Source organism: Streptomyces sp. GB4-14, assembly GCF_022696125.1.
Classification (GTDB): domain Bacteria; phylum Actinomycetota; class Actinomycetes; order Streptomycetales; family Streptomycetaceae; genus Streptomyces; species Streptomyces werraensis.
The window spans coordinates 5,497,407-5,522,594 of the sequence record NZ_RZHO01000002.1; the positions used below are offsets into that span (position 1 = coordinate 5,497,407).

The following is a 25,188-nucleotide window of genomic DNA, read 5'->3' on the forward strand; positions in this document are numbered from 1 at the left end:
CGCCGCTGCTGCGATATTGCCCCTTACCCATCGGAAGGCGGCAGAACCATGCAGTGGACGAAACTAAACGAACAGCCTGTGTACTCAAACCGCTGGTTCAGCGTCAATATCGCAGACGTCGAACTCCCGGACGGCCGTCACCTCGACCACTTCCTCATACGGCTCAGGCCCGTCGCGGTCGCCACCGTCGTCAACGACGCCAACGAGGTCCTGCTGCTGTGGCGGCACCGCTTCATCACCGACAGCTGGGGCTGGGAACTCGCGGCGGGCGTGGTGGAGGACGGCGAGGACGTCGTCCGCGCGGCGGCCCGGGAGCTGGAGGAGGAGACCGGCTGGCGACCGGGCCCGCTGCACCACCTGATGAGCGTGGAGCCGTCCAACGGCCTCACCGACGCCCGCCACCACATCTACTGGTCCGACGAGGGCGAGTACGTCGGCGACCCCGTCGACGCCTTCGAGTCGGACCGCCGTGAATGGGTCCCCCTGAAGGTGGTCCCGGACCTGATCACCCGCGGCGAGGTCCCCGCGGCCAACATGGCAGCCGCCTTACTGCTCCTGCACCACCTGCGCCTGTAGGGAGCGGGCCGCACGAACTCCGGCTGCTCCAGCACCCGCAGCCGGCTCCCGTCGCACCACCTGGGCCCGCGCGCCGGCGCCGTCCCTCGGCGGGGTCGAGGTCAGCGCGACGTCCCCGCCGACCGGCGTCGGCGCCACACATCCCGGCCTGCCCGCCCTGGCCCGGCGCCCCGTCCGCAACCCCGCGCTGCGCGCCCTGCTGCCCCACTGCCGGTGGGCGTTCGGGGTGTACGCCGCGGGTCCCGGGCCGGACGACCGGCCAGGGACCCGCGGATGAGCCGGCGCTCGTACCGTCACTCGTACGAGTAGAAGCCCGACCCCGTCTTGCGGCCGAGCCGCCCCGCGTCCACCATGCGCTGGAGCAGCGGCGGAGCCGCGTACAGGGGCTCCTTGTACTCCTCGTACATCGAGTACGCGACCGAGGCCACCGTGTCCAAACCGATCAGGTCGGACAGCTTGAGCGGGCCCATCGGGTGGGCGCAGCCCATCTCCATGCCGTTGTCGATGTCCTCGCGGCTGGCGATGCCCGACTCGAACATCCGGATCGCGGAGAGCAGGTACGGGATCAGCAGCGCGTTGACCACGAAGCCGGAGCGGTCCTGGGCGCGGATCGCGTGCTTGCCCAGCACCTTCTCGGTGAAGACCTGCGCGCGGCTCAGGGTGCCCTCGGAGGTGGTGAGCGCCGGGATCAGCTCGACCAGCTTCTGCACCGGGGCCGGGTTGAAGAAGTGGATGCCGATGACGTGGTCCGGGCGGGACGTGGCCACGGCCAGCTTCACCAGCGGGATGGAGGAGGTGTTCGACGCCAGGATCGCGTCGGGGCGGGTCACCACCTGGTCGAGCACCTGGAAGATCTCCGTCTTCACCTGCTCGTTCTCGACGACGGCCTCGATCACCAGGTCACGGTCGGCGAACTCGCCGAGGTCCGTGGTGAAGGTCAGCCGGGCCTGCGTGGCCTCCAGCTCCTCCTCACCGATCTTGCCGCGCTCCGCCGCCTTCGACAGGGAGTTGAACAGCCGGGTACGGCCGATCTCCAGGGCTTCGCCGGTGGTCTCGGCGACCTTGACGTCCAGCCCGGAACGGGCGCACACCTCGGCGATACCCGCGCCCATCTGACCGCAGCCCACCACTCCGACGCGTTCGATGTCGGTCACATCGTCCCTTTCGCTACTGCTTACGGCTGTGGCAGGGTGCCGGGTCCCGGCGCCTGCTCCGTTCGTGCACGTTACTCCGAAGTATCGATGATCGATCGCGGGGGTGGGGCATCCTGGCCGGGCGACCCGCCCTGACCAGGCGGTTCCGGGACGATCGTGGCAGATGTCGCCGCAGCGGAGGCAAGGGGGCGAGGGTGCGGGTGTCACGCAGGGGCTTCGCGGCGGCGGGGCTGGCCGCGCTGGCGACGACGACGCAGGGGTCCGCCGCACCGCGGCCCGCGCCGCACGCGGGCACGGCGGGCGGGCCGGGGCGTGGAGGCACGGCGGGCGGTGAGATGCGGGGCATGTGGGTGGCCACCGTCACCAACCGGGACTGGCCGTCCCGGCCCGGGCTGAGCGCCGACCGGCAGCGCGCCGAACTGCTCGCCCACCTCGACGCCGCCGTCCGCGCCCGCCTCGACACGGTGATGCTGCAGGTGCGGCCCACGGCCGACGCGCTGTGGCCGTCACCGCACGAGCCGTGGTCGCAGTACCTCACCGGCACGCAGGGCGCCGACCCGGGCTGGGACCCGCTCGGCACGGCGGTCGTCGAGGCGCACGCCCGCGGGCTGCAGCTGCACGCCTGGTTCAACCCGTACCGGGTCGCCGTGCACGCCGACCCCACGCGGCTCGCCGCCTCCCACCCGGCGCGCCGCAACCCCGGCTGGGTGATCCCGTACGGCGGGAAGCTGTACTACGACCCGGGGCTGCCCGAGGTCCGGGCGTTCGTGCGGGAGGCGATGCTGGACGCGGTGCGGCGCTACCCGGTCGACGGGGTCCACTTCGACGACTACTTCTACCCGTACCCGGTGGCCGGGCAGACCTTCGACGACGACGCCGCCTACGACCGGTACGGGGCCGCCTTCCCGGACCGCGCGGCCTGGCGGCGGGACAACGTCGACCGGCTGGTCCACGAGACGGCCGAGGCGCTCCGGACGATCCGCCCCGGCACCCGCTTCGGCATCAGCCCCTTCGGGGTGTGGCGCAACGCCGACGTCGACGCGCGGGGGTCCGACACCCGCGCGGGCGTGCAGTCGTACGACGACCTGCACGCGGACACGCGGAAGTGGGCGCTGGAGAACTGGATCGACTACATCTGCCCGCAGCTGTACTGGAACATCGGCTTCGCCGCGGCCGACTACGCGAAGCTGCTGCCCTGGTGGGCCGACGTCGTACGCGGCTCGGGCACGCGGCTGTACGCGGGGGAGGCGCTGTACAAGGCGGGGGACCCGGCGCAGCCGGCTGCCTGGCAGGACCCCGCCGAACTGTCCCGTCACCTCACGCTGGCGAGGCGGTACCCCGAGGTGCGGGGGCACGTGTTCTTCGCGGCGCGCGAGGTGACGGCCGATCCGGTCGGGGCGATGGCACGGGTGGTGGCCGACCACTACGGCCGGCCCGCCGGGCCCCCGTCCTGATCAGTGCCGAGTCACGACCTCCCGGTGCCGGATCTCGGTGTCGGGGCCGGGGGAGCAGATGCCCTCGTGCCCGTCCTCGAACCGGACCCGGTACGGCGGGTCGCCGTCCCGGCCGAGCACTTCGACGATCTCGCCGACCTTGTCGTGCTGGCCGACCACCCTGCCGTGCTGGACAAGACGGTCACCCACGGTTGCGCGCATCGTCGCCTCCTCACCTGACGGGAGCAGCGGTCCATGCTCCTACGAGTCTACGGCGGGAGACCCACGACGGCAGTGGTCCGACGTCGTCGCCGGGGGCTGCGGCCGGGCCCGACCTCCCTCGGCGGGAGCGCGCCCCGGACGTCCCGCCCGGCCCGGGCCGTGTCACGTCCTGTTCGGCCGGCCGCGTCCGCGGACTAACCCCTCGCCCGCTGTGTCACCGCGATGCACACCAGGACCGCCACCGCCGTGAGCGGTGCCGCCAGGGGGAGGTGTTCACCCAGGAGGAAGACCGACCAGAACAGGGTCAGCAGGGGCTGGGCGAGCTGGAGTTGGCTGGCCTTCGGGATGCCGATGGACGCCATGCCCCGGTACCAGACGATCAGGCCGAGGAACTGGGAGCCCGCCGCCACCCACAGCAGGCCGGTCACGCTGTGCGCGGTGAGGTGGACCGGTTCCGCGGTCAGGGCCACCGCGGCCACCGGCACCGTGAGCGGCAGGCACAGCACCAGCGCCCAGCCGATGACCTGCCAGCCCGGCATGGCGCCGGCCAGCCGGCCGCCCTCGGTGTAGCCGGCCGCGCAGATCAGCAGGGCGCCGAAGAGGTACAGGTCCGCCGTCGTCAGCGCGCCCCCGCTCTGCTGCACGGTGAACGCCACCACTGCCGCCGCGCCGGCGAGGGCGGCCGCCCAAAAGGTGCGCGAGGGGCGTGAGCCCGTCCGCAGGGACGAGAGAAGGGCCGTGGTGAGCGGCAGCAGGCCGACGACGACCGCGGCGTGCGCCGTCGTGGACGTCTGCAGTGCCAGCGTGGTCAGCATGGGGAAACCGAGCACCACCCCCGCCGCGACCACCGCGAGCCCCGCCCAGTGGCGGCGGGCGGGGAGCGGGACGCGCAGGGCCAGCAGACAGCCCCCGGCGATCACCGCCGCGAGCACGCTGCGCACCGCCACCAGCGACCAGGGGCCGAAGCCCTCCAGTCCCCAGGCGGTGGCGGGGAAGGTCAGGGAGAAGGCGACCACCCCGAGGGCGGCCTGGAGGGTGCCGAAGCCACGGCCGCGCGGGGGAGCGGGAACTGCTATCGGAACCGTGGCAGTAGCGCTACTCTGTGCTCTCATGCAAGAGAGTAGCAGCGTCGGTGAACTGGCGGAACAGCTCCGACAGGAGCTGGACCGCTACTCTGCCGGTGAGAAGCTCCCGTCCAGCCGCGCCCTCGTCGAGCGGTTCCGGGTCAGCCCCGTGACCGTCTCCCGGGCCCTGGCGCGACTGGCCGCCGAGGGACTGGTCGTCACCCGGCCCGGCGCCGGCGCCTTCCGTGCCGCGCCCCGCACACCGGCCGCCCCCACCGGTGACAGCTCCTGGCAGGAGGTCGCCCTCAGCGCCGACGGCGCCGCCGACCTCGTACCGCGCTCGGTCGACGCGTCCGGCGTCCTCGTCTCGCTCGCCGCCCCCGCACCCGGGGTGATCGAGTTCAACGGCGGCTATCTGCACCCCTCGCTCCAGCCCGAACGCGCCATGGCGGCCGCGCTGGCCCGCGCCGGACGCAGGCCCGGAGCGTGGGGCCGCCCGCCCATGGAGGGACTGCCGGAGCTGCGCGAATGGTTCGCGCGTGCCATCGGCGGACCCGTGACGGCGGCCGGTGTGCTCGTCACCGCGGGCGGACAGTCCGCCCTCACCACCGCCCTGCGCGCCCTCGCCCCGCCCGGCGCGCCTGTCCTCGTCGAGTCGCCCACCTACCCCGGCATGCTGGCCATCGCCCGCGCCGCGGGACTCCGCCCGGTCCCCGTCCCGGTCGACGCCGACGGCGTACGGCCGTCCCTGCTCGCCGACGCCTTCCGCGCGACCGGCGCCCGCGTCTTCGTCTGCCAGCCCCTCTTCCAGAACCCCACCGGCGCCGTCCTCGCCCCCGGGCGGCGCGCCGAGGTGCTGCGCATCGCCCGGCAGGCCGGCGCGTTCGTCGTCGAGGACGACTTCGTACGGCGGCTCGTGCACGAGGACGCGGGCCCGCTGCCGCGCCCGCTCGCCGCCGACGACCCCGACGGCGTGGTGGTGCACGTCAGCTCGCTGACCAAGGCCACCTCGCCCAGCTTCCGGGTGAGCGCTCTTGCCGCGCACGGCCCGGTGCTGGAGCGGCTGCGGGCCATCCAGATCGTCGACACCTTCTTCGTGCCGCGCCCGCTCCAGGAGGCCACCCTGGAACTCGTCGGCTCGGCCGCCTGGCCCCGCCACCTGCGCGCCGTCGCCACCGCCCTGCGCACCCGCCGCGACGCCATGACCGCGGCCCTCCGCCTCCAGCTGCCGGGCCTGGCCCTCCCGCACATCCCCTCCGGCGGCTACCACCTGTGGCTGCGCCTGCCCGACGGCGCGTCCGAGTCCGCCCTGACCGCCGCAGCCCTGCGCGCGGGTGTCGCCGTCACCCCCGGACGTCCCTACTTCAGCGCGGAACCGCCCGCCGGACACCTGCGCCTGAGCTTCGCAGCCGTGGCCGGCATCGGCGAGATCACGGAGGGTGTGCACCGGCTGCGCACGGCCTGGTCCCAGGTGGTGGGATAACGGCTCGACGCCCGCCGCCGCCGGCTGCCAGCATCGGCGCATGACTGCCGACTCCCGCCTCCCCGAGGGCTACGAGATCTCCACCGACCCCGCCCGCATCGACGGCGACACCGTGCACCGGTGGCTGTCCACCGACGCGTACTGGGCCCTCGGCCGTCCCCGCGAGACACAGGACAGGGCGATCGGCGGCTCGCTCAACTTCGGCGTGTACGACACGGTCACCGGCGCGCAGGTGGCGTACGCCCGTGTCATCACCGACCGGGCCACCTTCGCCTGGCTGTGCGACGTGTACGTGGACCCCGCCGTCCGCGGCAAGGGCCTCGGTACCGCGCTGGTCACCGCCGTACGAGAGGAAGTGCGCGAGTACGGCGTACGGCGCGTCCTGCTCGCGACGCACGACGCGCACGAGGTGTACGCGCCCCTCGGGTTCCGGCCACTGGAGCGGCCGGACCAGTGGATGGCGCTGCTTTTCGAGCAGTCGTGACGCCCGCTCCGGCGGGTGCGGAGGGCGGGATTGTTCCGTATGCCCTCGCCGGAGGGTGAGGGCCGCGCCACCATGCGTCATGGCCGGTCGGCACCTCTTGACCGGCCGACCCCGGCGGCTGACCATCGCCGCATGGCACTTCGGGTCACGTTCGTCGCCGCAGCGGGGAGCTCCACGGTGCTGTCCGAGCGCTTCGAGGACTCCCGGCCGCTGGACCAGGCCGGATGGAGCGAGGTGCAACGCGTCGCGCACGAACTGCTGCCCCTGGCCGCGGCCGACCTGCGCTACTGCTCCCCGGCCCCGCGCAGCCGCGCCACCGGGGAGGGACTCGGCTACGCGCCGCTCGTCCAGCTCGCCCTGCGCGACTGCGACATGGGGCGCTGGCGTGGACTGACCCTCGGCGAGGCGATGGCCCGCGAGCCGGAGGCGGTGGACGCCTGGCTCACCGACCCGGGGTCCACACCGCACGGCGGGGAGTCCTTGCTGGACTTCATCGGACGCGTCGGCGGCTGGCTGGACACGCGGCCCGCCGAGGACCACTGCCGGGTGGTCGCCGTGGCCGAGCCGTCCGTGATCCGCGCGGCGCTCGTCTACGCGCTCAAGGCGCCGCCCGCCACCTACTGGAACATCGACGTCCGCTCGCTGTCGACGATCAGCGTGGCCGGGCGGCCGGGCCGCTGGAGCCTGCGGCTGGACAGCGTCCCGGTCCAGCCCTTGCGCGCTTAACCTCCCATGGCGGGAGTTCGTGCGTACTCCGTGACGAGTTCCAGGTCCTTCGCCGGGCCGCGCACCCGCCAGACCGCGCGCCAGTGGTCCGCGTCCCGGACGGTGAACTCGCCCCGGTAGAGGTCCGCCGAGCAGGGGTGGTCGGCGATGTGCCGGCCGGACCTGAGGTCCAGGCCGTGGAAGAAGCGGCCGTCCGCGAACCGTACGTCCGCCGTGCCGTCGGGGCCGGACAGGAAGCGGAGCGTGCGCTCGGCGGGCCGGGTGACGCCCCGCCAGGTGAAGTCGCCGGACTCCCGCTGCAGCAGACCGTCGCCGTCCTCGAGCGGCTCGAACACCACGGTTCCGGTGAACCGCCCCTCGTCCCCGCTCGCCAGGTCCCGCACGACACGCTCGGCCCGCCAGGTGCCGGCCAGATACGCCGGCGCGTCGGGTACCGGCCAGAACTCACCCATGGCGTCCAGTCCTCCCGTGCTCCCCGGTGCCGCACGCCCCATTGACGTGCTCCTGCCCCCTCCCTATCTTGCCGTTCGAAGTGCTGCACAGCGTCCGACATATCGAACCACCGCCCCACTCCCCCCAAGAGCCGCGGAGTATCCATGTCACGCACCGCCCGGCACCGCACCCGCCGCAGAGCCGTCCTCACCGGCGCCGCCCTGCTGACGGCCACCGTCCTGCTGCCGGTCCCCGCCCACGCGGAGCCCGTCACCGACTACACGATCACCGTCGACACCGTCGCCCGTGGCCCGGCGATCGACGACACGATGTACGGCGTCTTCTTCGAGGACATCAACCGGGCCGCCGACGGCGGTCTGTACGCCGAACTCGTCCAGAACCGCTCGTTCGAGTACTCCACCGCCGACCACGCCTCCTACACGCCTCTGACCTCCTGGACCGTCTCCGGCACGGCCGAGGCGGCGGACGACGCCGGCCGGCTCAACGAGCGCAACCGCACCTACCTGTCCCTCGGCGCCGGCTCCTCCGTCACCAACGCCGGCTACAACACCGGCATCCGGGTCGAGCAGGGCAAGCGGTACGACTTCTCGGTGTGGGCCCGCGCCCGGGCGGGCGCCACTCTCACGGTCACGCTCAAGGACGCGGCGGGCGCCCTCGCCGACAGCCGCAAGGTGGCCGTGCGGGGCGGCTGGACGCAGTACAAGGCCGCGTTCACCGCGTCCCGCACCAGCAACCGCGGCCGTCTCACCGTGGCGACCTCCGCCGACGCGGCTCTGGACATGGTGTCGCTGTTCCCGCGCGAGACGTACAGGAACCAGCCCAACGGGCTGCGCAAGGACCTCGCCGAGAAGGTCGCCGCGCTGAAGCCCGGATTCCTCCGCTTCCCCGGCGGCTGCCTGGTCAACACCGGCTCCATGGAGGACTACAGCGAATCCTCCGGCTGGCAGCGCAAGCGCGCCTACCAGTGGAAGGACACCGTCGGTCCGGTCGAGGAGCGCGCCACCAACGCCAACTTCTGGGGCTACAACCAGAGTTACGGGCTCGGGTACTACGAGTACTTCCGCTTCGCGGAGGACGTCGGCGCGATGCCGCTCCCGGTCGTCCCCGCGCTCGTCACCGGCTGCGGCCAGAACGAGGCCACCGACGACGAGGCGCTGCTGGAGCGTCACATCCAGGACACCCTCGACCTGATCGAGTTCGCCAACGGCCCGAGGACGTCGAAGTGGGGCGGCCTGCGCGCCGAGATGGGCCACCCCAGGCCCTTCGGCCTCACCCACATCGCCGTCGGCAACGAGGAGAACCTGCCCCATGAGTTCTTCGCCCGCTTCCAGCGCTTCCGCGCCGCCGTCGAGGCGGAGCACCCGGGCATCACGGTGATCTCCAACTCCGGTCCGGACGACACCGGCACGGTCTTCGACACCGCCTGGCGGCTCAACCGCGAGGGCGGCGTCGACATGGTCGACGAGCACTACTACAACAGCCCGCAGTGGTTCCTCCGGAACAACGACCGCTACGACTCCTACGACCGGCAGGGCCCGAAGGTCTTCGTCGGCGAGTACGCCTCTCAGGGCAACGCCTGGAAGAACGCCCTGGCCGAGGCGGCGTACATGACCGGCCTCGAGCGCAACGCCGACGTCGTGAAGCTCGCCTCGTACGCGCCGCTGCTGGCCAACGAGGACTACGTGCAGTGGCGGCCGGACATGATCTGGTTCAACAACCGCGCCTCCTGGGGCTCGGCGAACTACGAGGTGCAGAAGCTGTTCATGAACAACGTCGGCGACCGCGTCGTCCCCTCGCGGGCGAGCACCACACCCGGCGTCAGCGGCCCCGTCACCGGAGCGGTCGGCCTCTCCACCTGGGCGACGAGCGCCGCCTACGACGACGTCGAGGTGACGGCTGCCGACGGCGCCACGCTGCTCAGCGACGACTTCTCGGCCGGCGCCGACCGCTGGCGTCACGTCGGCGGCGGCAGCTGGACCGTCCAGGACGGCCGCTACGTCCAGACCGACGAGACCGCCGAGAACACCCTGGTCACCGCGGGCGACCCCGAGTGGCGCGACTACGACCTGCGGGTCACGGCGGAGAAGCGGTCGGGCAAGGAGGGCTTCCTGATCGCCTTCGGCGTGAAGGACACCGGGAACTACTACTGGTGGAACCTGGGCGGCTGGAACAACACCCGCTCGGCGGTCGAGCAGGCCGTCGACGGCGGCAAGTCCACGCTGCTCTCCAAGCCCGGCTCGATCGAGACTGGTCGCGCCTACGACATCCGGGTCGAGGTGCGCGGCCGCCAGGTCACCCTGTTCCTCGACGGCGAGGAGTGGGGCAGCTTCACCGACGACAAGCCGGCCGAGCCGTTCCGTCAGGTCGTCACCGAGGACGCCCGCACCGGCGACCTGCTCCTCAAGGTCGTCAACGCCCAGCCGTCCGAGGCCCGCACCTCCGTCGGCCTCGGCTCGGCGCGCGTCTCCTCCCGCGCCCGGGTCACCACCCTGGCCGCCGACCCGGACGAGGTGAACACCGAGACGGACACCCCGGTCGCCCCGGTGACCTCGACGTTCCCAGGCGTGGCAGACAGGTTCACGTACACCTTCCCGCCGCACTCGGTGACGTTCATGAGGATCGGCCGGAGGTGACCACGCGGAACGCGTGACCCTCGGGGCCGGCCAGGACCGGCCCCGAGGGTTCGCCCGACCAGGCCGTGGGCGGTGAGGTGACCGGCGAGCGCGGAACTTCCGTCGCACACTCGGCCGACCGGCGGAGTTACGCCGTCGTGGCTGCTGTCCCGGTGGCCTCGACTGCGGACTTGAAGTCGGGGTGGACCCCGATCTGGTCGAGCCACACGTTCATCGCGTTGTAGCAATTGAACCTCTCGATCTTTCCGTCACGGAGGTACCAGAGGTCCGCCGCCGGCACGTCGATCCGGTTCCCGGTCGGTGGGATCTCGCCGGCCGGAGTCGGAAACCCTCCGAGATGCGTCCCCTGGATTCGCAACTCGACGGCGACGACATCACCGAACGCGTGTACCTCGAGCAGCTCACGGTGTACATCGGGGAACGAGCGGGCGAGGCCCGCGATCACCTGAGGGATCTGCTCCCCGCGGAAACTCTGCGAGGTCGACATGTCGTTGAACGACCCGTCCTCGGTGAACAAGGCCAGGAAACCGTCACCGTCGAGGACGTTCCCTTCCGCGAGCCGGTAAGCCTCGCGAACGGTCTTTTCGTTGCTTTCCATTTCTGCTCTCCTCTGAATTCCCCACACGCTCGAGATCCGCTCGCGCTTGTCTGCGATCGGCCCTCCCCGGCTGTCGTAACGATAATAGTTACGGCAGATGGTCGCAACTTACACTGTTACGACGATGTTGTCGTAACATGGGGCGTTGCGACCGGAGGAGGGTCATGAGCGCCAACAGCAGGCTGACGATTGCCGCCCATGCGCTGGCCTGGATCGGTCTCTACCAGCGCCAGGGCCACGAGGTCGCCACCTCCGAGAAGATCGCAGCCAGCGCGAACACCAACCCCGTGGTGATCAGGCGGCTGCTCGGCGAACTGCGCAGGGCCGGGCTCGTGGAGTCCCGGCGGGGCGCGGGCGCGGGCTGGTCGCTGGCGCGCGAGCTGGGGTCGATCACCCTGCTCGACGTGTACGACGCAGTGGAACCCGGCCCGCTGTTCGCGATGCACCGCACCACCCCGGACCAGGGATGCGTGGTGGGTCACGGCATCCAGCCGGCGATGCGGGGCATCTACCAGGGCATCGAGGAGACCCTGCGGCGCGAACTGGCCCGCGTCACGCTCGAGAAGGTTCTCGAGGACGTACTCGCGACACCTCGCCGACCTCTCTGATCAGCTGGGCGACCCGGGCCGGTGCAGGGGTAGATCTCGCGGGGCTCCAGCATGCGGCACGCGGTGCCCTCCGGGTCCGCGACGACCGTCCGGGGAGGGCGTCGCCCTGGCCCACGTCCAGCGGTGTCACGCCGAGGTCCCGGAGACGTAGCGGCGTCAGGGCGGCGGCTCGCGGGCACCGCGTTGCATAAACGTGCAGGGAAACGTATAGTCATGCCATCCAGGAGGAGGGTTTTCCCATGGCGGTACGTGCGGCGGTGGCCGGAGCGAGCGGGTACGCGGGCGGTGAGCTGCTGCGTCTGCTCCTGACGCACCCCGAGGTCGAGATCGGCGCCCTGACCGGCAACTCCAACGCCGGACAGCGCCTGGGCGCGCTCCAGCCGCACCTGCTGCCGCTGGCCGACCGGGTGCTGGAGCCCACCACCCCCGAGGCGCTCGCCGGACACGACGTCGTCTTCCTCGCGCTGCCGCACGGCCAGTCCGCCGCCGTCGCCGAGCAGCTCGGCGACGAGGTCCTCGTGATCGACATGGGCGCCGACTTCCGGCTGAAGGACGCCGCCGACTGGGAGGCCTTCTACGGCTCCCCGCACGCCGGCACCTGGCCCTACGGCCTGCCCGAACTGCCGGGTGGCCGCGCCGCGCTGGAGGGGTCCAAGCGTGTCGCGGTGCCCGGTTGCTACCCCACCGCCGTCTCCCTCGCCCTGTACCCGGCCTACGCCGACGGGCTCGCCGAGGCCGAGGCCGTGGTCGTCGCCGCGTCCGGCACCTCCGGCGCGGGCAAGTCGCCCAAGCCGCACCTGCTGGGCAGCGAGGTCATGGGCTCCATGTCGCCGTACGGCGTGGGCGGCGGGCACCGGCACACCCCCGAGATGATCCAGAACCTCAGCGCGGCGGCCGGCGAGCGCGTCACCGTCTCCTTCACGCCCACCCTGGCGCCGATGCCCCGCGGCATCCTCGCCACCTGCTCCGCGAAGGCGAAGCCCGGCGTCACCGCCGAGTCCGTGCGCGCCGCCTACGAGAAGGCGTACGCCGACGAACCGTTCGTGCGCCTCCTCCCCGAGGGACAGTGGCCCGCCACCGCCTCCGTGTACGGCTCCAACGCCGTCCAGGTGCAGGTCGCCCACGACCCGGCCGCCGGCCGGATCGTCGTGATCAGCGCCATCGACAACCTCACCAAGGGCACCGCGGGCGGTGCCGTCCAGAGCATGAACATCGCCCTGGGTCTCGACGAGACCACCGGGCTTTCGACGATCGGAGTCGCGCCGTGAGCGACGCGCGTGCAGCCACCGGGCCGCAGGTGATCACGATGCCCGCACCTCTGCGCGGCACGGGCGGCCGAGACATCAGCCGCTTTCGCGGCGGGGCGAACGAGGAGACACAGTGAGTGTGACGGCAGCAAAGGGATTCACGGCGGCGGGCATCGCCGCCGGGATCAAGGAGAACGGCAACCCCGACCTGGCCCTCGTGGTCAACGACGGCCCCCGCCGCGCCGCCGCCGGCGTCTTCACCTCCAACCGCGTGAAGGCCGCGCCGGTGCTCTGGTCCGAGCAGGTCCTCAAGAGCGGTCAGCTCGCCGCCGTCGTCCTCAACTCCGGCGGCGCCAACGCCTGCACCGGCCCCAAGGGCTTCCAGGACACCCACGCCACCGCCGAGAAGGCCGCCGAGGTGCTCGGCGTCGGCGCCGGCGAGGTCGCCGTCTGCTCGACGGGCCTCATCGGCGTCCTGCTCCCCATGGACAAGCTGCTCCCCGGCGTCGAGACCGCCGCCGCCCAGCTCTCCGAGCACGGCGGCGAGAAGGCCGCCATCGCCATCAAGACCACGGACACCGTCCACAAGACCTCCGTGGTCACCAAGGACGGCTGGACGGTCGGCGGCATGGCCAAGGGCGCGGGCATGCTCGCCCCCGGCCTCGCCACCATGCTCGTCGTCCTCACCACCGACGCCGACGTCGACGGCGCGACCCTGGACAAGGCGCTGCGCGCCGCCACCAAGGTCACCTTCGACCGCGTCGACTCCGACGGCTGCATGTCCACCAACGACACCGTGCTGCTGCTCGCCTCCGGCGCCAGTGGCGTCACCCCGGAGTACGAGGAGTTCGCGGAGGCGGTGCGGCAGGTCTGCGACGACCTCGGCGGCCAGCTCATCCGTGACGCCGAGGGCGCCAGCAAGGACATCAAGGTCGAGGTCGTGAACGCCGCCACCGAGGACGACGCCGTCGAGGTGGGCCGCTCCATCGCCCGCAACAACCTCCTCAAGTGCGCGATCCACGGCGAGGACCCCAACTGGGGCCGCGTGCTCTCCGCGATCGGCACGACCAAGGCCGCCTTCGAGCCCGACCGGCTCAACGTCGCCATCAACGGCGTCTGGGTGTGCAAGAACGGCGGGGTCGGCGAGGACCGCGACAAGGTCGACATGCGCTACCGCGAGGTGCACATCGTCGCCGACCTGTCCGCCGGCGACGCCACCGCCACGATCTGGACCAACGACCTCACCGCCGACTACGTCCACGAGAACAGCGCCTACTCCTCATGACCGTCACCCGTAAGCACACCGCGCTGCCCAAGGCGCAGATCCTCATCGAGGCGCTGCCCTGGCTGACCCGGCACCACGGCAAGACCGTCGTCATCAAGTTCGGCGGCAACGCCATGGTCGACGAGGAGCTGAAGGCCGCCTTCGCGCAGGACGTCGTCTTCCTGCGGCACGCCGGACTGAAGCCCGTCGTCGTGCACGGCGGGGGTCCGCAGATCAGCCGCGCGCTGGAGACCCACGGCATCGTCAGCGAGTTCAAGGCCGGCCTGCGCGTCACCACCGAGGACGCCATGGACGTCGTCCGCATGGTGCTCGCCGGGCAGGTCCAGCGCGAGCTGGTCGGCCTGCTCAACCGGCACGGCCCGCTCGCCGTCGGCCTCACCGGCGAGGACGCCCACACCCTCACCGCCACCAAGCACCAGCCCGAGATCGACGGCGAACCGGTCGACATCGGGCGGGTCGGCGAGATCACCGAGATCGACACGGGCGCGATCGAGGCCCTGCTCGCCGACGGCCGCATCCCGGTCGTCTCGTCGATCGCCCGCTCCCAGGACGACCACCATGTCTACAACGTCAATGCTGATACGGCGGCTGCGGCACTCGCTGCTGCACTGGGCGCCGAAACCCTCATGGTCCTCACGGACGTCGAGGGACTCTACGAGGACTGGCCGAACAGCGACGAGGTGATCAGCCGTCTCACCGCGTCCCAGCTCGAGAAGCTCCTGCCGGAGCTGTCCTCGGGCATGGTGCCCAAGATGGAGGGCTGCCTGCACGCCGTGCGGGGCGGTGTGAACACCGCCCGCGTCATCGACGGCCGGGTCCAGCACTCGATCCTGCTGGAAATCTTCACGGACGAGGGCATCGGCACCATGGTCGTGCCCGACGAACAGGGGGAGTCGTGAGCAACGCGGAACTGACCGCCCGGTGGCAGGGCGCACTGATGAACAACTACGGCACGCCCCGCCTCCCCCTCGTGCGCGGCGAGGGACAGCGGCTCTGGGACGCCGACGGCAAGGAGTACCTCGACTTCGTCGGCGGCATCGCCACCAACGCCCTCGGCCACGGCCACCCGGCGATCGTCGAGGCCGTCACCCGGCAGATCTCCTCCCTCGGCCACATCTCCAACCTCTTCCTCGCCGAGCCGACCGTCGCCCTCGCCGAGCGGCTGCTCCAGCTCTTCGGCCGGGACGGCAGGGTCTTCTTCTGCAACTCCGGCGCCGAGGCCAACGAGGCCGCCTTCAAGATTGGCCGGCTCACCGGACGCCCCCACGTCGTCGCGACCGAGGGCGCCTTCCACGGCCGCACCATGGGGGCCCTCGCGCTCACCGGGCAGACCGGCAAGCGGGAGCCCTTCCTGCCGCTGCCCGGGGACGTCACCCACGTGCCGTTCGGCGACGCCCAGGCGCTGGACGCGGCCGTCACCGAGGACACGGCCCTCGTCATCCTCGAACCCATCCAGGGCGAACTCGGCGTGGTCGTCCCGCCGACGGGCTACCTCAAGGCGGCCCGCGCCATCACGGCCGCCAAGGGCGCGCTGCTCGTGCTGGACGAGGTGCAGACCGGCGTCGGCCGGACCGGCGACTGGTTCGCCTACCAGGCCCACGAGGGCGTCCTGCCGGACGTCGTCACCCTCGCCAAGCAGCTCGGCGGCGGACTGCCGCTCGGCGCCACCGTCGCCTTCGGGCGCGCCGCCCAGCTGCTCCGGCCCGGTCATCACGGCACGACCTTCGGCGGCAACCCGGTCGCCTGCGCCGCCGGACTCGCGGTGCTCGACACCATCGCAGGCGACGGACTGCTGGAGAACGCCAAGCGGCAGGGCGAGAAGCTGCGCGAGGGGATCGAGGGCCTCGGGCACGCCTTGATCGGCCACGTCCGGGGAGCGGGCCTGCTCCTGGGTATCGTGCTCACCGAGCCGCTCGCGCCCCAGGCGCAACAGGCGGCTCAGGACGCCGGGTTCCTCGTGAACGCCGCCGCCCCCGACGTCGTGCGGCTCATGCCGCCGCTGAACCTCGGGGACGACGCGGTGGCCGCGTTCCTCGGGGCGCTGCCCGGCATCCTGGACGCCGCCGGACGCGCGGGTGGGGAAGGACGATCCGGAGAATGAGACGACGATGAGCCAGGAGCAGGACCAGGGGCGTACGGCGGGTCAGGGCGGGCAGGCCGGTCCTGCCGTGCCGCAGACCCGTACCGCGCGGCACCGCCGGATCGTGGACATCCTCAACCGGCAGCCGGTGCGGTCGCAGAGCCAGCTCGCGAAGCTGCTCGCCGACGACGGGCTGAGCGTCACCCAGGCGACGCTCTCCCGGGACCTCGACGAGCTGAACGCGGTGAAGATCCGCAACAACGACGGGGATCTGATCTACGCAGTGCCGAGCGAGGGCGGGTTCCGCACGCCGCGGGCGCCGCTGGGGGAGTCGGCGAAGGAAGAGCGGATGCGGAGGCTCTCGCAGGAGCTGCTGATCTCCGCGGAGGCCTCCGCGAATCTGGTCGTGCTCCGGACGCCTCCGGGGGCCGCGCAGTTCTTGGCCTCTGCCATTGATCAGGCCGAGTTGCACGACATCCTCGGCACCATCGCCGGGGACGACACGTTGTTGCTGATCAGCAGGGAGCCCACGGGTGGGCAGGCGTTGGCCGATCATTTGCTGCGGTTGGCCCAGAACGGGGGCTGAGGGGGCTGGTCGTGCGCCCCCGCCGCCTGCGGGCGCTCGTGTCGCAGGGCGGCACGGGTGGGCGCAGGCGGCACTCCCCAGCGGACCTGTGCTTCACCCCCGTACGGCCACCGGGGTGCCGGGACCTGTTGCACACCGGGTGCGGGCCGCACGTGGCTGGTCGCGCAGTTCCCCGCGCCCCTTACGGGGCGCTCGTCAGCCCAGCCACTGGGCGAGGTTCGCCGTGCAGCGGACCTCGTCGCCCGCTGTGACCAGGAGGGCCTCCGTGTCGGGGAGGGCGTCCAGCCAGCGCAGGCCCTCCCGGGATCCCATCGCGAAGGCCGCCGTGGCCCAGCAGTCCGCCCAGGTCAGGCGGGGGGCGACCACCGTCACCGCGACCAGGTCGGTCACCGCGGAGCGGCCCGTACGCGGGTCGACGATGTGGTCGCCGCGCTCCGCCGTGCCGGACGTGGCCACCGCCAGCTCCCGCGCCCCGGCGGCGGATACCACCGCGGCGAGGCCACCCGGGCGCAACGGGTCCGACACGCCGACCCGCCAGGGCCGGCCCGTGCCCGGTGAGCCGAGCAGCTGGACGTCGCCGCCGCCGTTGACGCTCACCCCCGACGCCCCGGCCGCCAGGAGCCGGCGGGCCGCGCGTTCGGTGGCCCAGCCCTTGACGATGCCGGTCGGGTCGAGCCGGCCCCGGTAGCGCGTGCTGAACCAGCCGTCGCTGACCCGCTCCGCCTCCGCGGCCAGCTCCAGCACCTCGGCGACCTCGGCGGCGCACTGCCCGACGTCCAGCTCGCCGCGCGCGAGACGCGAGATCTGGGTGTCCTCGCGGTAGGTGCTGAACACCTCGTCCACCCGGAGCAGTCCGGCGGCGGCCTCCTCCAGCGCCGCGCGCACCGCGCCGGGTTCCCCGCCGCGGACGTCGAGGGAGAAGACGGTCCCCATCGTCTCCACCACGCGACGCTCCGCGGCGGGCGCCTCAACGGGTTCCGTCACCGTGTCAGCCACCGGCCTTGTCCAGGGCCGACTGGAGGGACTCCTTATAGCCGGCGCTGGTGTAGGTGGCGCCGGACACGGCGTCGATGTCCGCGGTGCCGGCCTGCACCGCCGCCTGGTTCAGCTTCGGCACGGCGTCGGAGGTGACCTGGTCGCTCTGGCCGCCCTTGGGTGCCTGGACGGCCTCGGCCTTGGTGATCCTGCCGCCGCTGACGGTGATCCGTACCTGCACCGGGCCGTACTGGGTCTGCGCGGCCTCACCGGTGACCGTCCGCGCCTGGGCCGCGTCGCCGCCGCCCGTGCCGGCGGGCGCGGAGGCGCGCGCCTTGTCCAGGGCCGACTGGAGGGACTCCTTGTAGCCGGCGCTGGTGTAGGTCGCGCCGGACACGGCGTCGATGTCCGCGCCCTGCGCCTGCACGGCCGCCTGGTTGAGCCTGGGCACGGCGTTGGAGGTGACCTGGTCGCTCTGGCCGCCCTTGGGCGCCTGGACGGCCTCGGCCTTGGTGATCCTGCCGCCGCTGACGGTCAGCCGCACCTGCACCGCCCCGTACTGGGTCCGAGCCGCGTCGCCGGTGACCGTGCCGTCCCCGATGGGGCGGGCGCCGCCCTGCACGGACTCCGCCGCGGGCGGGGCGCCACCCGCCGCCTCGGCCGACCCCGGGTCGGACGCGGGTTTCAGCGACAGCAGCAGCACGATCCCGGAGACGGTGGCGGCGGTCGCCAGAACGGCGCGCCGGACGGGGTGACTCTTCCTCATCGCTTCTCAAGCTCCTGACGGGTACGGGCGACCGGGGCCGACGGCCCGCCGCTCACATCTCGAACGACTCGTGGTGGATCCGGCGCGCGGGGACCCCGGCGTCCCGCAGGGCCGCGTACACCTGCTGGGCGAACCCGGGCGGCCCGCACATGAAGACGTCGTGGCGGTCGACGTCGGGGATCTTGCGCCGCAGGCTCTCCGCCGAGATGTCCGGGCGTTCCCCGTCGGGGCTGTTCACCGCGTACATCAGCCGGGCGCCCCGCTCGTCGGCGATCTTCGCCAGCTCGCCCCACAGCGCCAGGTCCTGCGTGCTGTTCGCCCGGTACAGCAGGGTGATGTCGCCGGAGGCGCCGGGCAGCGTCTCGAACAGGGCGCGCATCGGGGTGATGCCCACGCCGCCCGCGACCAGCAGCACCTTGCCGCGGCTGCGGCGCTGCGCGGTCAGCGCCCCGTAGGGGCCCTCCGCCCACACCCGGGTGCCGGGCTCCAGCTCGCGCAGCCGGGAGCTGTGGTCGCCGATCGCCTTGACGGTGATCCGCAGCATGTCCGGGCGGGGCGCGGCGGACAGCGAGTACGGGTGGGAGCTGAACCGCATCCCGGGAGCGAGGAAGCGCCAGCGGAAGAACTGCCCGGCCTCGGCGCCCATCCGGTGCAGCCGGTGCCCGCCGATCAGCACCGACACGACGCCGGGCGTCTCCTCGATGACGGCCTGGACCCGCATCCGGTGCCGCAGGTTGAGCCGGACCGGGGTGAGGATCCGGTACCAGAGGACCAGCGCGGTCACGGCGCCGTAGAGGCCGTACCAGAAGGTCTTCGCGGACGGGGTGACGGCGAACTCGTTGCCGGTGGTGATCTGGTGCCAGAACGTCAGGAACACCGCCGCGTACGTCAGCAGGTGCACGTGGTACCAGCCGTCGTAGGGCAGCCGGCGCCGGACCGGGCCGATCGACAGGAAGGCGATCACCAGGAGCAGACCGGTGCCGATGGCGGCCTTGCCCATGTCGGGCAGCGTGTTGACGGAGGTGATCGTCTGCGACGCGATGTCGGCGAGGGACTTGCCGGCCTGCCGGGCGTAGCCCCACATGATCAGGAAGACGTGGGCGACGACCAGGCTGACGGTGTAGCGGCCGCTCATCGCGTGCCAGCGGGCGACCCGGTCCGAGCCGACCCGCCGTTCCAGCGCCGGCACCCGCGCCATCTGTAGCACGACCAGGGCCATCAGGTATCCGGCGAGCAGACCGGTGATCCGGCCGGCGGCGATGATCTTCCCGGTGGTGTCCGCGATGGACGGCGTGCTCGTCCACCAGAGCCACAGCACGGCCACCGCGCCCGCACCCACGGCGAGCAGCAGCGGAACCGCGGGGGAGCGGCGCGGACGGATGCGGCGCATCGTCTGGCGGCGGGCGGCACGGCCGCCGGCGAGCGTGGTGGTCACGGTTCCTCCGTGGGACTCGGCCCTTGGCCCTCACATACGTGCCGCCACGCCGGAGTGTTCAGCGAAAACCGTGGATTCGCCGCCTGTTTCAGTAGCGGGTGATCGCGGTGCGCCCGCCGGTGGTGCCGATCGCGAGGTGCGGGGCCCGGGCGGGGTTCGCCCAGCGCAGGATCTCGCGCATCGCGTTCTTCGGCACGGACACGCAACCCGCGGTGGCGCCGCGCCCGTTGACGTGCAGGAAGATGCCGGCGCCCCGGCCGCGCACCGGACGGCGGTAGTTGAAGTCCACGACCAGGGCGTGCGCGTACTGCGTGCGGTAGGTGATCAGGTGCTCGGCCCGGCTCGCCCGGCAGTCGGCGGCCCGGGGTTCGGTCCACCGGTTGTAGACGCGGGAGTCGTTGTCCTGGCACCACCAGGAGTTCTGCCGTACGGGCCGGTAGCTGAAGCGGGTGCCGGAGGGGGCCGCCTCGACGCCGAAGGCGTACGGCAGGCCGTACAGCCCGGTGGGGGTGGTGTGGGTGCCCTGCCTGCGGGTCGTGCCCTCGGCTAGCCCGTTCGCGCCGAAGCGGGCCTTCGCGGAGCCGGCCGCCACCCATCGTCCGCCCTTGCGGTCCCACCAGGTGACCGTGCCGGTGGTGGACCCGGTCCGCGCCGCCACCGCCGTGATCAGCTGCGTGCCGCCCCCGGTGTCCGCCATCCGCTCCGGCAGCGGCGACGCGGGGCGTTGCGCCGTGCCGAGCGAGAGCAGGGCCAGGGGTACGAGGACGGCGACGGGGACACGACGTGGGCGCATGGCTCACATGCTGGACGGGGGCAGCGGCAACGGCAGCCCGGGAAGTCCGTCCAGGCTCGTCGCGACGTGCTCCTTCTTGGTGAAGTAGGCGTCCAGGGAGGCGTCGTCCTCCCTGGCGAACCGCCTCTCGTGCAGGTCCCGCTCGCCCTCGTACGCCATGTAGGGCACGGCGTAGCCGCAGGTGTCCCGGATCAGGTCGGCACGGACGACCACGACCGCGCGCAGCCCGTGGCTCCACGGGTCGATGCCGGGGAAGTGGGCGAGCAGTTCCTTGAACCGCGGGTCGTCGCGGAAGACGGGCTCCCCGCGCCCGTGCACGCGCACGATGTTCGGCGGGCCCTGGAAGGCGCACCACATCAGGGTGATCCGGCCGTTCTCCCGGAGGTGGGCGACGGTCTCGGCGTTGGACCCCGCGAAGTCCAGGTAGGCGACGGTGAGGTCGTCCAGGACCGCGAAGGAGCCCTTGAGCCCCTTGGGGGAAAGGTTGACCGTGCCGTCGGCGGACAGGGGAGCGGTGGCGGTGAAGAAGACCGGCTGCTCCTCGATGAAGGTGCGGAGCCGCCCGTCGATGCGCTCATACGTTTTTCCCATGTCCACCGATTATCCGGGCAGATCTTTCGCCTGTCTAAGCATTTGACGGTCCCGTACGGGGTGGAAGAGACCGTGGCCGCCCCGGCCGGCGCTTGAACGGGGCGGCCACAGCGCCTGTCACGTCACTTGGTGAGCGTGCAGGCGGCGAGGGGGGCGAGACCGGCCGGGCGCTCGGCGGCGCGGCCTATGGAGAGGGCGATGCGGTCGATGGCGGCGGCGCGCTTGTCCTCGAGGGGGCCGAGGATGGCGTTCCGGACGAAGTTCGGGCCGCCCTGGCCGACGGTGTCGACCAGCCGCTTGTTCGCCTCGGCGATCTGCTGGTCGAGCTGCTGCAGGTTGCGGGTGACCTCGGCCTGGGCGGAGGCGGGGACCGCGGGGAGCCGCGAGGCGACGTCCGGGCAGGAGACCGTGCCTGCGCCGGAGGCGTCCCCGCCCTGACCGGCGCCCGTGTCACCGCCGCCCGCGCCCGTGTCGCCGCCCATGTCCTCGGCGGGCGGCGCGGAGGCGCCGGCGCCGCCGGTCTCCTCCTGGCCCGGAGCAGCCGGGGCGCCCTGCGCGTCGAGCGAGCACGCGGCCAGGGCGTCCAGGCCGGCGGGGCGGTCGGCGGTGCGGCCTATGGCGGTGGCGATGCGGTTGACGGTGGCGACCCGCTTGTCCTCGAGCGGGCCGAGGATGGCGTTCCGGACGAAGTTCGGGCCGCCCTGGCCGACGGTGTCGACCAGTCGCTTGTTCGCCTCGGCGATCTGCTGGTCGAGCTGCTGCAGGTTGCGGGTGACCTCGGCCTGGGCGGAGGCGGGGACCGCGGGGAGCCGCGAGGCGACGTCCGGGCAGGAGACCGTGCCGGGTCCGGCCAGGGTCCTGGCGTCCGCGCCGCCGCCGTCGGACGACTCGCCCGCGAGCGCGGTGCCCGCGATCACGGCGCCGGTCAGTGCCACCGCGGCGGCGCCGCCGGCCAGGCCGACACGGCGCTTGTTGTACTTCGGAAGAGCCCTGGACATGCGAATGCCTCACTCGGGGTCGGGTGTGTCTCGGGTGGAGCGACGCGGCGCCTGCGTCCGGCGAGTCATACGCGCAAGCGGTTTCCCGCGTTCAACTTCCGTGCGAAACAGCTGCGGTGCGGTCCCGGCAGACGCCCCGCGACCAGGGGAATTGACGAATCATGCGGACTCCTGCATACTCATGCATGTCAGCGAATGCACTGTGAGGAGAAACCCGTGACCGAGCGCGTCGTACTCGCCTACTCAGGCGGTCTGGACACCTCCGTCGCCATCGGCTGGATCGCCGAGGAGACGGGCGCCGAGGTCATCGCCGTTGCGGTCGACGTCGGCCAGGGCGGCGAGGACCTGGACGTCATCCGCAAGCGCGCGCTCGCCTGCGGTGCCGTCGAGGCCGAGGTCGCGGACGCCAAGGACGAGTTCGCCGAGGAGTACTGCCTCCCGGCGATCAAGGCCAACGCCCTCTACATGGACCGCTACCCGCTGGTCTCCGCGCTGTCCCGGCCGACGATCGTCAAGCACCTCGTCGCCGCCGCGCAGAAGCACGGCGCCACCACCGTCGCCCACGGCTGCACCGGCAAGGGCAACGACCAGGTCCGCTTCGAGGCCGGCATCGTCGCCCTCGCCCCCGACCTGAAGTGCATCGCCCCGGTCCGCGACTATGCGATGACCCGTGACAAGGCCATCGCCTTCTGCGAGGCCAAGGGCCTGCCGATCGCCACCACCAAGAAGTCCCCGTACTCCATCGACCAGAACGTCTTCGGACGCGCCGTCGAGACGGGCTTCCTCGAGGACATCTGGAACGCGCCCATCGAGGACGTCTACGAGTACACGCAGAACCCGGCCGTGCCCCGGGAGCCCGACGAGGTGATCATCACCTTCAAGGAGGGCGTCCCGGTCGCCGTCGACGGCAAGCCCGTCACCGTCCTCCAGGCCATCCAGCAGCTCAACGAGCGCGCCGGCGCCCAGGGCATCGGCCGGATCGACATGGTCGAGGACCGTCTCGTCGGCATCAAGTCCCGCGAGGTCTACGAGGCCCCCGGCGCGATCGCCCTGATCACCGCCCACCAGGAGCTGGAGAACGTCACGGTCGAGCGCGAGCTGGCCCGCTACAAGCGGCAGGTCGAGCAGCGCTGGGGCGAGCTCGTCTACGACGGCCAGTGGTTCTCCCCGCTGAAGCGCGCCCTCGACGGCTTCATCGCCGAGGCCAACCAGCACGTCAACGGCGACATCCGGATGACGCTGCACGGCGGCCGCGCCGTCGTCACCGGCCGGCGCTCGGAGTCGTCCCTGTACGACTTCAACCTGGCCACCTACGACACGGGCGACACCTTCGACCAGGCCGCGGCCAAGGGCTTCATCGACATCTACAGCCTGTCGTCGAAGATCGCGGCCAAGCGCGACCTCGCCTGAGCGCCGCGGCGCCTGACGACCCCTCACACGCACTAGCCTGACAGCCGCCTCCTCACACGTCCGTGAGGAGGCGGCGGCACATCCGGAACCCTCGAGGAGCACGCAGTGAGCAGCAACAGCGGTGACGTCCGGCTCTGGGGCGGCCGTTTCGCCGACGGTCCCGCCGAGGCCCTGGAGAAGCTGTCCGCGTCCGTCCACTTCGACTGGCGGCTGGCCCCCTACGACATCGCCGGCTCCCGCGCCCACGCGCGCGTGCTCCATCAGGCGGGGCTGCTCACCGAGGACGAGCTGACCCGCATGCTCGAAGGACTCGACCAGCTCGAGGCCGACGTCGCCTCCGGCGCCTTCACCGGCACCATCGCCGACGAGGACGTCCACACCGCCCTGGAGCGCGGCCTGCTGGAGCGGCTCGGCCCGGACCTCGGCGGCAAGCTGCGCGCCGGACGGTCCCGGAACGACCAGGTCGCCACCCTCTTCCGGATGTACCTGCGCGACCACGCCCGCGTCATCGGCGGTCTGATCGCCGACCTCCAGGACGCCCTGATCGGGCTCGCCGAGGCCCACCCGGACGTCGCGATGCCCGGCCGCACCCACCTCCAGCACGCCCAGCCGGTGCTCTTCGCCCACCACGTGCTCGCGCACGTGCAGTCCCTCTCCCGGGACGCCGAGCGGCTGCGCCAGTGGGACGAGCGGACCGCCGTCTCCCCGTACGGCTCCGGCGCCCTCGCGGGCTCCTCCCTCGGCCTGGACCCGGAGGCGGTCGCCAAGGACCTCGGCTTCGAGCACGGCAGCGCCGGCAACTCCATCGACGGCACGGCCTCCCGCGACTTCGTCGCCGAGTTCGCCTTCATCACCGCGATGATCGGCGTGAACGTCTCCCGGATCGCCGAGGAGATCATCATCTGGAACACGAAGGAGTTCTCCTTCGTGACCCTGCACGACGCCTTCTCCACCGGCTCGTCGATCATGCCGCAGAAGAAGAACCCGGACATCGCCGAGCTGGCGCGCGGCAAGTCCGGCCGTCTCATCGGCAACCTCACCGGTCTGATGGCCACCCTCAAGGCCCTCCCGCTCGCGTACAACCGCGACCTCCAGGAGGACAAGGAGCCGGTCTTCGACTCCATCGACCAGCTGGAGGTCCTGCTGCCGGCGTTCACCGGGATGACGGCCACGCTCACCGTGCACCGCGAGCGCATGGAGGAACTGGCCCCCGCCGGCTTCTCCCTCGCCACGGACATCGCCGAGTGGCTGGTCCGCCAGGGCGTGCCCTTCCGCGTCGCCCACGAGGTGGCCGGAGAGTGCGTGAAGGTCGCCGAGTCGGAGGGCAAGGAACTGGACGACCTCACGGACGAGCAGTTCGCGAAGATCTCCGCCCACCTCACCCCCGAGGTCCGCACGGTCCTCAACGTCCCCGGCGCCCTGGCCTCCCGCAACGGCAGGGGAGGCACGGCCCCGAGCGCGGTCGCGGTCCAGCTCGCGGAACTGAAGGAGAACGTGGCGCTCCAGCACAAGTGGGCCACTGCGAAGAAGCAGTAGGTCAAGCGCCCCGAAGGGGCGCGGGGAACGGCGCGCCCAACCCCGACGCCGC

General features: G+C 72.2%; 25 protein-coding genes. 14 read left to right on the top strand and 11 right to left on the bottom strand.

The window, feature by feature from the left end:
- Positions 1 to 48 precede the first annotated feature (48 nt).
- Entirely contained in the window at positions 49 to 576 is a 528-nt protein-coding gene (locus ELQ39_RS26315) for an NUDIX hydrolase (RefSeq protein ID WP_242594290.1), read from the top strand.
- A 293-nt stretch (positions 577 to 869) separates the two neighbouring features.
- Here ELQ39_RS26315 and ELQ39_RS26320 read toward each other — a convergent pair whose 3' ends face one another.
- A complete protein-coding gene (locus ELQ39_RS26320) occupies positions 870 to 1,730 on the bottom strand; it encodes a 3-hydroxybutyryl-CoA dehydrogenase (protein ID WP_225628937.1) in 861 nt (286 codons plus the stop codon).
- A 200-nt stretch (positions 1,731 to 1,930) separates the two neighbouring features.
- Between ELQ39_RS26320 and ELQ39_RS26325 the strand changes: the two genes are divergently transcribed.
- Positions 1,931 to 3,184 carry a glycoside hydrolase family 10 protein gene (locus ELQ39_RS26325; protein ID WP_443334350.1) on the top strand — a complete coding sequence of 418 codons (1,254 nt, stop codon included), beginning with the start codon at positions 1,931 to 1,933 and terminating at the stop codon, positions 3,182 to 3,184.
- On the opposite strand, the gene ELQ39_RS26330 is transcribed toward ELQ39_RS26325, so the two are convergent.
- On the bottom strand, positions 3,185 to 3,385 hold the full coding sequence (locus ELQ39_RS26330) for a DUF1918 domain-containing protein (RefSeq protein WP_128126111.1): 201 nt from the start codon (positions 3,383 to 3,385) through the stop codon (positions 3,185 to 3,187).
- Positions 3,386 to 3,579: 194 nt separating this feature from the next.
- Positions 3,580 to 4,497, bottom strand: a complete 918-nt coding sequence (locus ELQ39_RS26335) for a DMT family transporter (protein ID WP_242594296.1) — start codon at positions 4,495 to 4,497, stop codon at positions 3,580 to 3,582.
- On the opposite strand from ELQ39_RS26335, the gene ELQ39_RS26340 reads away from it, so the two are divergent.
- The 3 genes from ELQ39_RS26340 (at position 4,496) to ELQ39_RS26350 (ending at position 7,142) form a co-directional block, all read left to right on the top strand.
- On the top strand, positions 4,496 to 5,932 hold the full coding sequence (locus ELQ39_RS26340) for an aminotransferase-like domain-containing protein (protein WP_242594298.1): 1,437 nt from the start codon (positions 4,496 to 4,498) through the stop codon (positions 5,930 to 5,932). The genes ELQ39_RS26335 and ELQ39_RS26340 overlap by 2 nt on opposite strands.
- A 40-nt stretch (positions 5,933 to 5,972) precedes the next feature.
- Positions 5,973 to 6,416, top strand: coding sequence for a GNAT family N-acetyltransferase (locus ELQ39_RS26345; protein WP_242594300.1), 444 nt, complete (start codon positions 5,973 to 5,975; stop codon positions 6,414 to 6,416).
- A 132-nt stretch (positions 6,417 to 6,548) separates the two neighbouring features.
- Positions 6,549 to 7,142 carry a histidine phosphatase family protein gene (locus tag ELQ39_RS26350; RefSeq protein ID WP_242594302.1) on the top strand — a complete coding sequence of 198 codons (594 nt, stop codon included), beginning with the start codon at positions 6,549 to 6,551 and terminating at the stop codon, positions 7,140 to 7,142.
- Here ELQ39_RS26350 and ELQ39_RS26355 read toward each other — a convergent pair.
- Positions 7,139 to 7,594 (bottom strand): DUF6314 family protein, encoded by a 456-nt coding sequence (locus ELQ39_RS26355; protein WP_190004145.1) that lies wholly within the window; start codon positions 7,592 to 7,594, stop codon positions 7,139 to 7,141. The two genes, ELQ39_RS26350 and ELQ39_RS26355, sit on opposite strands and share 4 nt — an antisense overlap.
- Before the next feature lie 144 nt (positions 7,595 to 7,738).
- Here ELQ39_RS26355 and ELQ39_RS26360 point away from each other — a divergent pair, with 144 nt between their 5' ends.
- Complete coding sequence (locus ELQ39_RS26360; protein WP_242594304.1) at positions 7,739 to 10,228, top strand: alpha-L-arabinofuranosidase C-terminal domain-containing protein; 2,490 nt, start codon at positions 7,739 to 7,741, stop codon at positions 10,226 to 10,228.
- Positions 10,229 to 10,355: 127 nt separating this feature from the next.
- Here ELQ39_RS26360 and ELQ39_RS26365 read toward each other — a convergent pair whose 3' ends face one another.
- Positions 10,356 to 10,826, bottom strand: coding sequence for a nuclear transport factor 2 family protein (locus ELQ39_RS26365; protein ID WP_225642332.1), 471 nt, complete (start codon positions 10,824 to 10,826; stop codon positions 10,356 to 10,358).
- A 164-nt stretch (positions 10,827 to 10,990) separates the two neighbouring features.
- Here ELQ39_RS26365 and ELQ39_RS26370 point away from each other — a divergent pair, with 164 nt between their 5' ends.
- From ELQ39_RS26370 to ELQ39_RS26395, 6 genes are all read left to right on the top strand, one after another.
- On the top strand, positions 10,991 to 11,434 hold the full coding sequence (locus ELQ39_RS26370) for an Rrf2 family transcriptional regulator (RefSeq protein WP_242594306.1): 444 nt from the start codon (positions 10,991 to 10,993) through the stop codon (positions 11,432 to 11,434).
- A 239-nt stretch (positions 11,435 to 11,673) separates the two neighbouring features.
- Complete coding sequence (argC, locus tag ELQ39_RS26375; protein ID WP_242594308.1) at positions 11,674 to 12,702, top strand: N-acetyl-gamma-glutamyl-phosphate reductase; 1,029 nt, start codon at positions 11,674 to 11,676, stop codon at positions 12,700 to 12,702.
- Between the two features lie 112 nt (positions 12,703 to 12,814).
- Positions 12,815 to 13,966, top strand: a complete 1,152-nt coding sequence (gene argJ / locus ELQ39_RS26380) for a bifunctional glutamate N-acetyltransferase/amino-acid acetyltransferase ArgJ (protein ID WP_242594310.1) — start codon at positions 12,815 to 12,817, stop codon at positions 13,964 to 13,966.
- On the top strand, positions 13,963 to 14,865 hold the full coding sequence (gene argB / locus ELQ39_RS26385) for an acetylglutamate kinase (RefSeq protein WP_190004151.1): 903 nt from the start codon (positions 13,963 to 13,965) through the stop codon (positions 14,863 to 14,865). Before argJ ends, argB begins: the two co-directional genes overlap by 4 nt.
- Positions 14,862 to 16,067 (top strand): acetylornithine transaminase, encoded by a 1,206-nt coding sequence (locus ELQ39_RS26390; RefSeq protein ID WP_242594311.1) that lies wholly within the window; start codon positions 14,862 to 14,864, stop codon positions 16,065 to 16,067. The genes argB and ELQ39_RS26390 overlap by 4 nt, the downstream gene beginning before the upstream one ends.
- A gap of 7 nt (positions 16,068 to 16,074) precedes the next feature.
- A complete protein-coding gene (locus ELQ39_RS26395; protein WP_190004153.1) occupies positions 16,075 to 16,632 on the top strand; it encodes an arginine repressor in 558 nt (185 codons plus the stop codon).
- Between the two features lie 195 nt (positions 16,633 to 16,827).
- On the opposite strand, the gene ELQ39_RS26400 is transcribed toward ELQ39_RS26395, so the two are convergent.
- The 6 genes from ELQ39_RS26400 to ELQ39_RS26425 all read right to left on the bottom strand — a co-directional run bounded on the left by ELQ39_RS26400 (position 16,828) and on the right by ELQ39_RS26425 (position 22,190).
- Positions 16,828 to 17,565 carry an FAD:protein FMN transferase gene (locus ELQ39_RS26400; RefSeq protein WP_242595661.1) on the bottom strand — a complete coding sequence of 246 codons (738 nt, stop codon included), beginning with the start codon at positions 17,563 to 17,565 and terminating at the stop codon, positions 16,828 to 16,830.
- Positions 17,566 to 17,620: 55 nt separating this feature from the next.
- Positions 17,621 to 18,373: an FMN-binding protein gene (locus tag ELQ39_RS26405; RefSeq protein WP_242594313.1), complete on the bottom strand. Its 753-nt coding sequence runs from the start codon at positions 18,371 to 18,373 to the stop codon at positions 17,621 to 17,623.
- Positions 18,374 to 18,425: 52 nt separating this feature from the next.
- Complete coding sequence (locus ELQ39_RS26410; RefSeq protein ID WP_225628928.1) at positions 18,426 to 19,808, bottom strand: ferredoxin reductase family protein; 1,383 nt, start codon at positions 19,806 to 19,808, stop codon at positions 18,426 to 18,428.
- A gap of 88 nt (positions 19,809 to 19,896) precedes the next feature.
- On the bottom strand, positions 19,897 to 20,601 hold the full coding sequence (locus ELQ39_RS26415; protein WP_242594315.1) for a L,D-transpeptidase family protein: 705 nt from the start codon (positions 20,599 to 20,601) through the stop codon (positions 19,897 to 19,899).
- Between the two features lie 3 nt (positions 20,602 to 20,604).
- Positions 20,605 to 21,192: a pyridoxamine 5'-phosphate oxidase family protein gene (locus tag ELQ39_RS26420; protein ID WP_242594316.1), complete on the bottom strand. Its 588-nt coding sequence runs from the start codon at positions 21,190 to 21,192 to the stop codon at positions 20,605 to 20,607.
- A 122-nt stretch (positions 21,193 to 21,314) separates the two neighbouring features.
- Positions 21,315 to 22,190, bottom strand: a complete 876-nt coding sequence (locus tag ELQ39_RS26425; protein WP_242594318.1) for a hypothetical protein — start codon at positions 22,188 to 22,190, stop codon at positions 21,315 to 21,317.
- 216 nt (positions 22,191 to 22,406) lie between these two features.
- On the opposite strand from ELQ39_RS26425, the gene ELQ39_RS26430 reads away from it, so the two are divergent.
- Together ELQ39_RS26430 and argH are read left to right on the top strand one after the other, a co-directional pair.
- Complete coding sequence (locus ELQ39_RS26430) at positions 22,407 to 23,600, top strand: argininosuccinate synthase (protein WP_242594321.1); 1,194 nt, start codon at positions 22,407 to 22,409, stop codon at positions 23,598 to 23,600.
- Positions 23,601 to 23,705: 105 nt separating this feature from the next.
- On the top strand, positions 23,706 to 25,136 hold the full coding sequence (gene argH, locus ELQ39_RS26435; RefSeq protein ID WP_242594322.1) for an argininosuccinate lyase: 1,431 nt from the start codon (positions 23,706 to 23,708) through the stop codon (positions 25,134 to 25,136).
- The last annotated feature ends 52 nt before the right edge of the window (positions 25,137 to 25,188 follow it).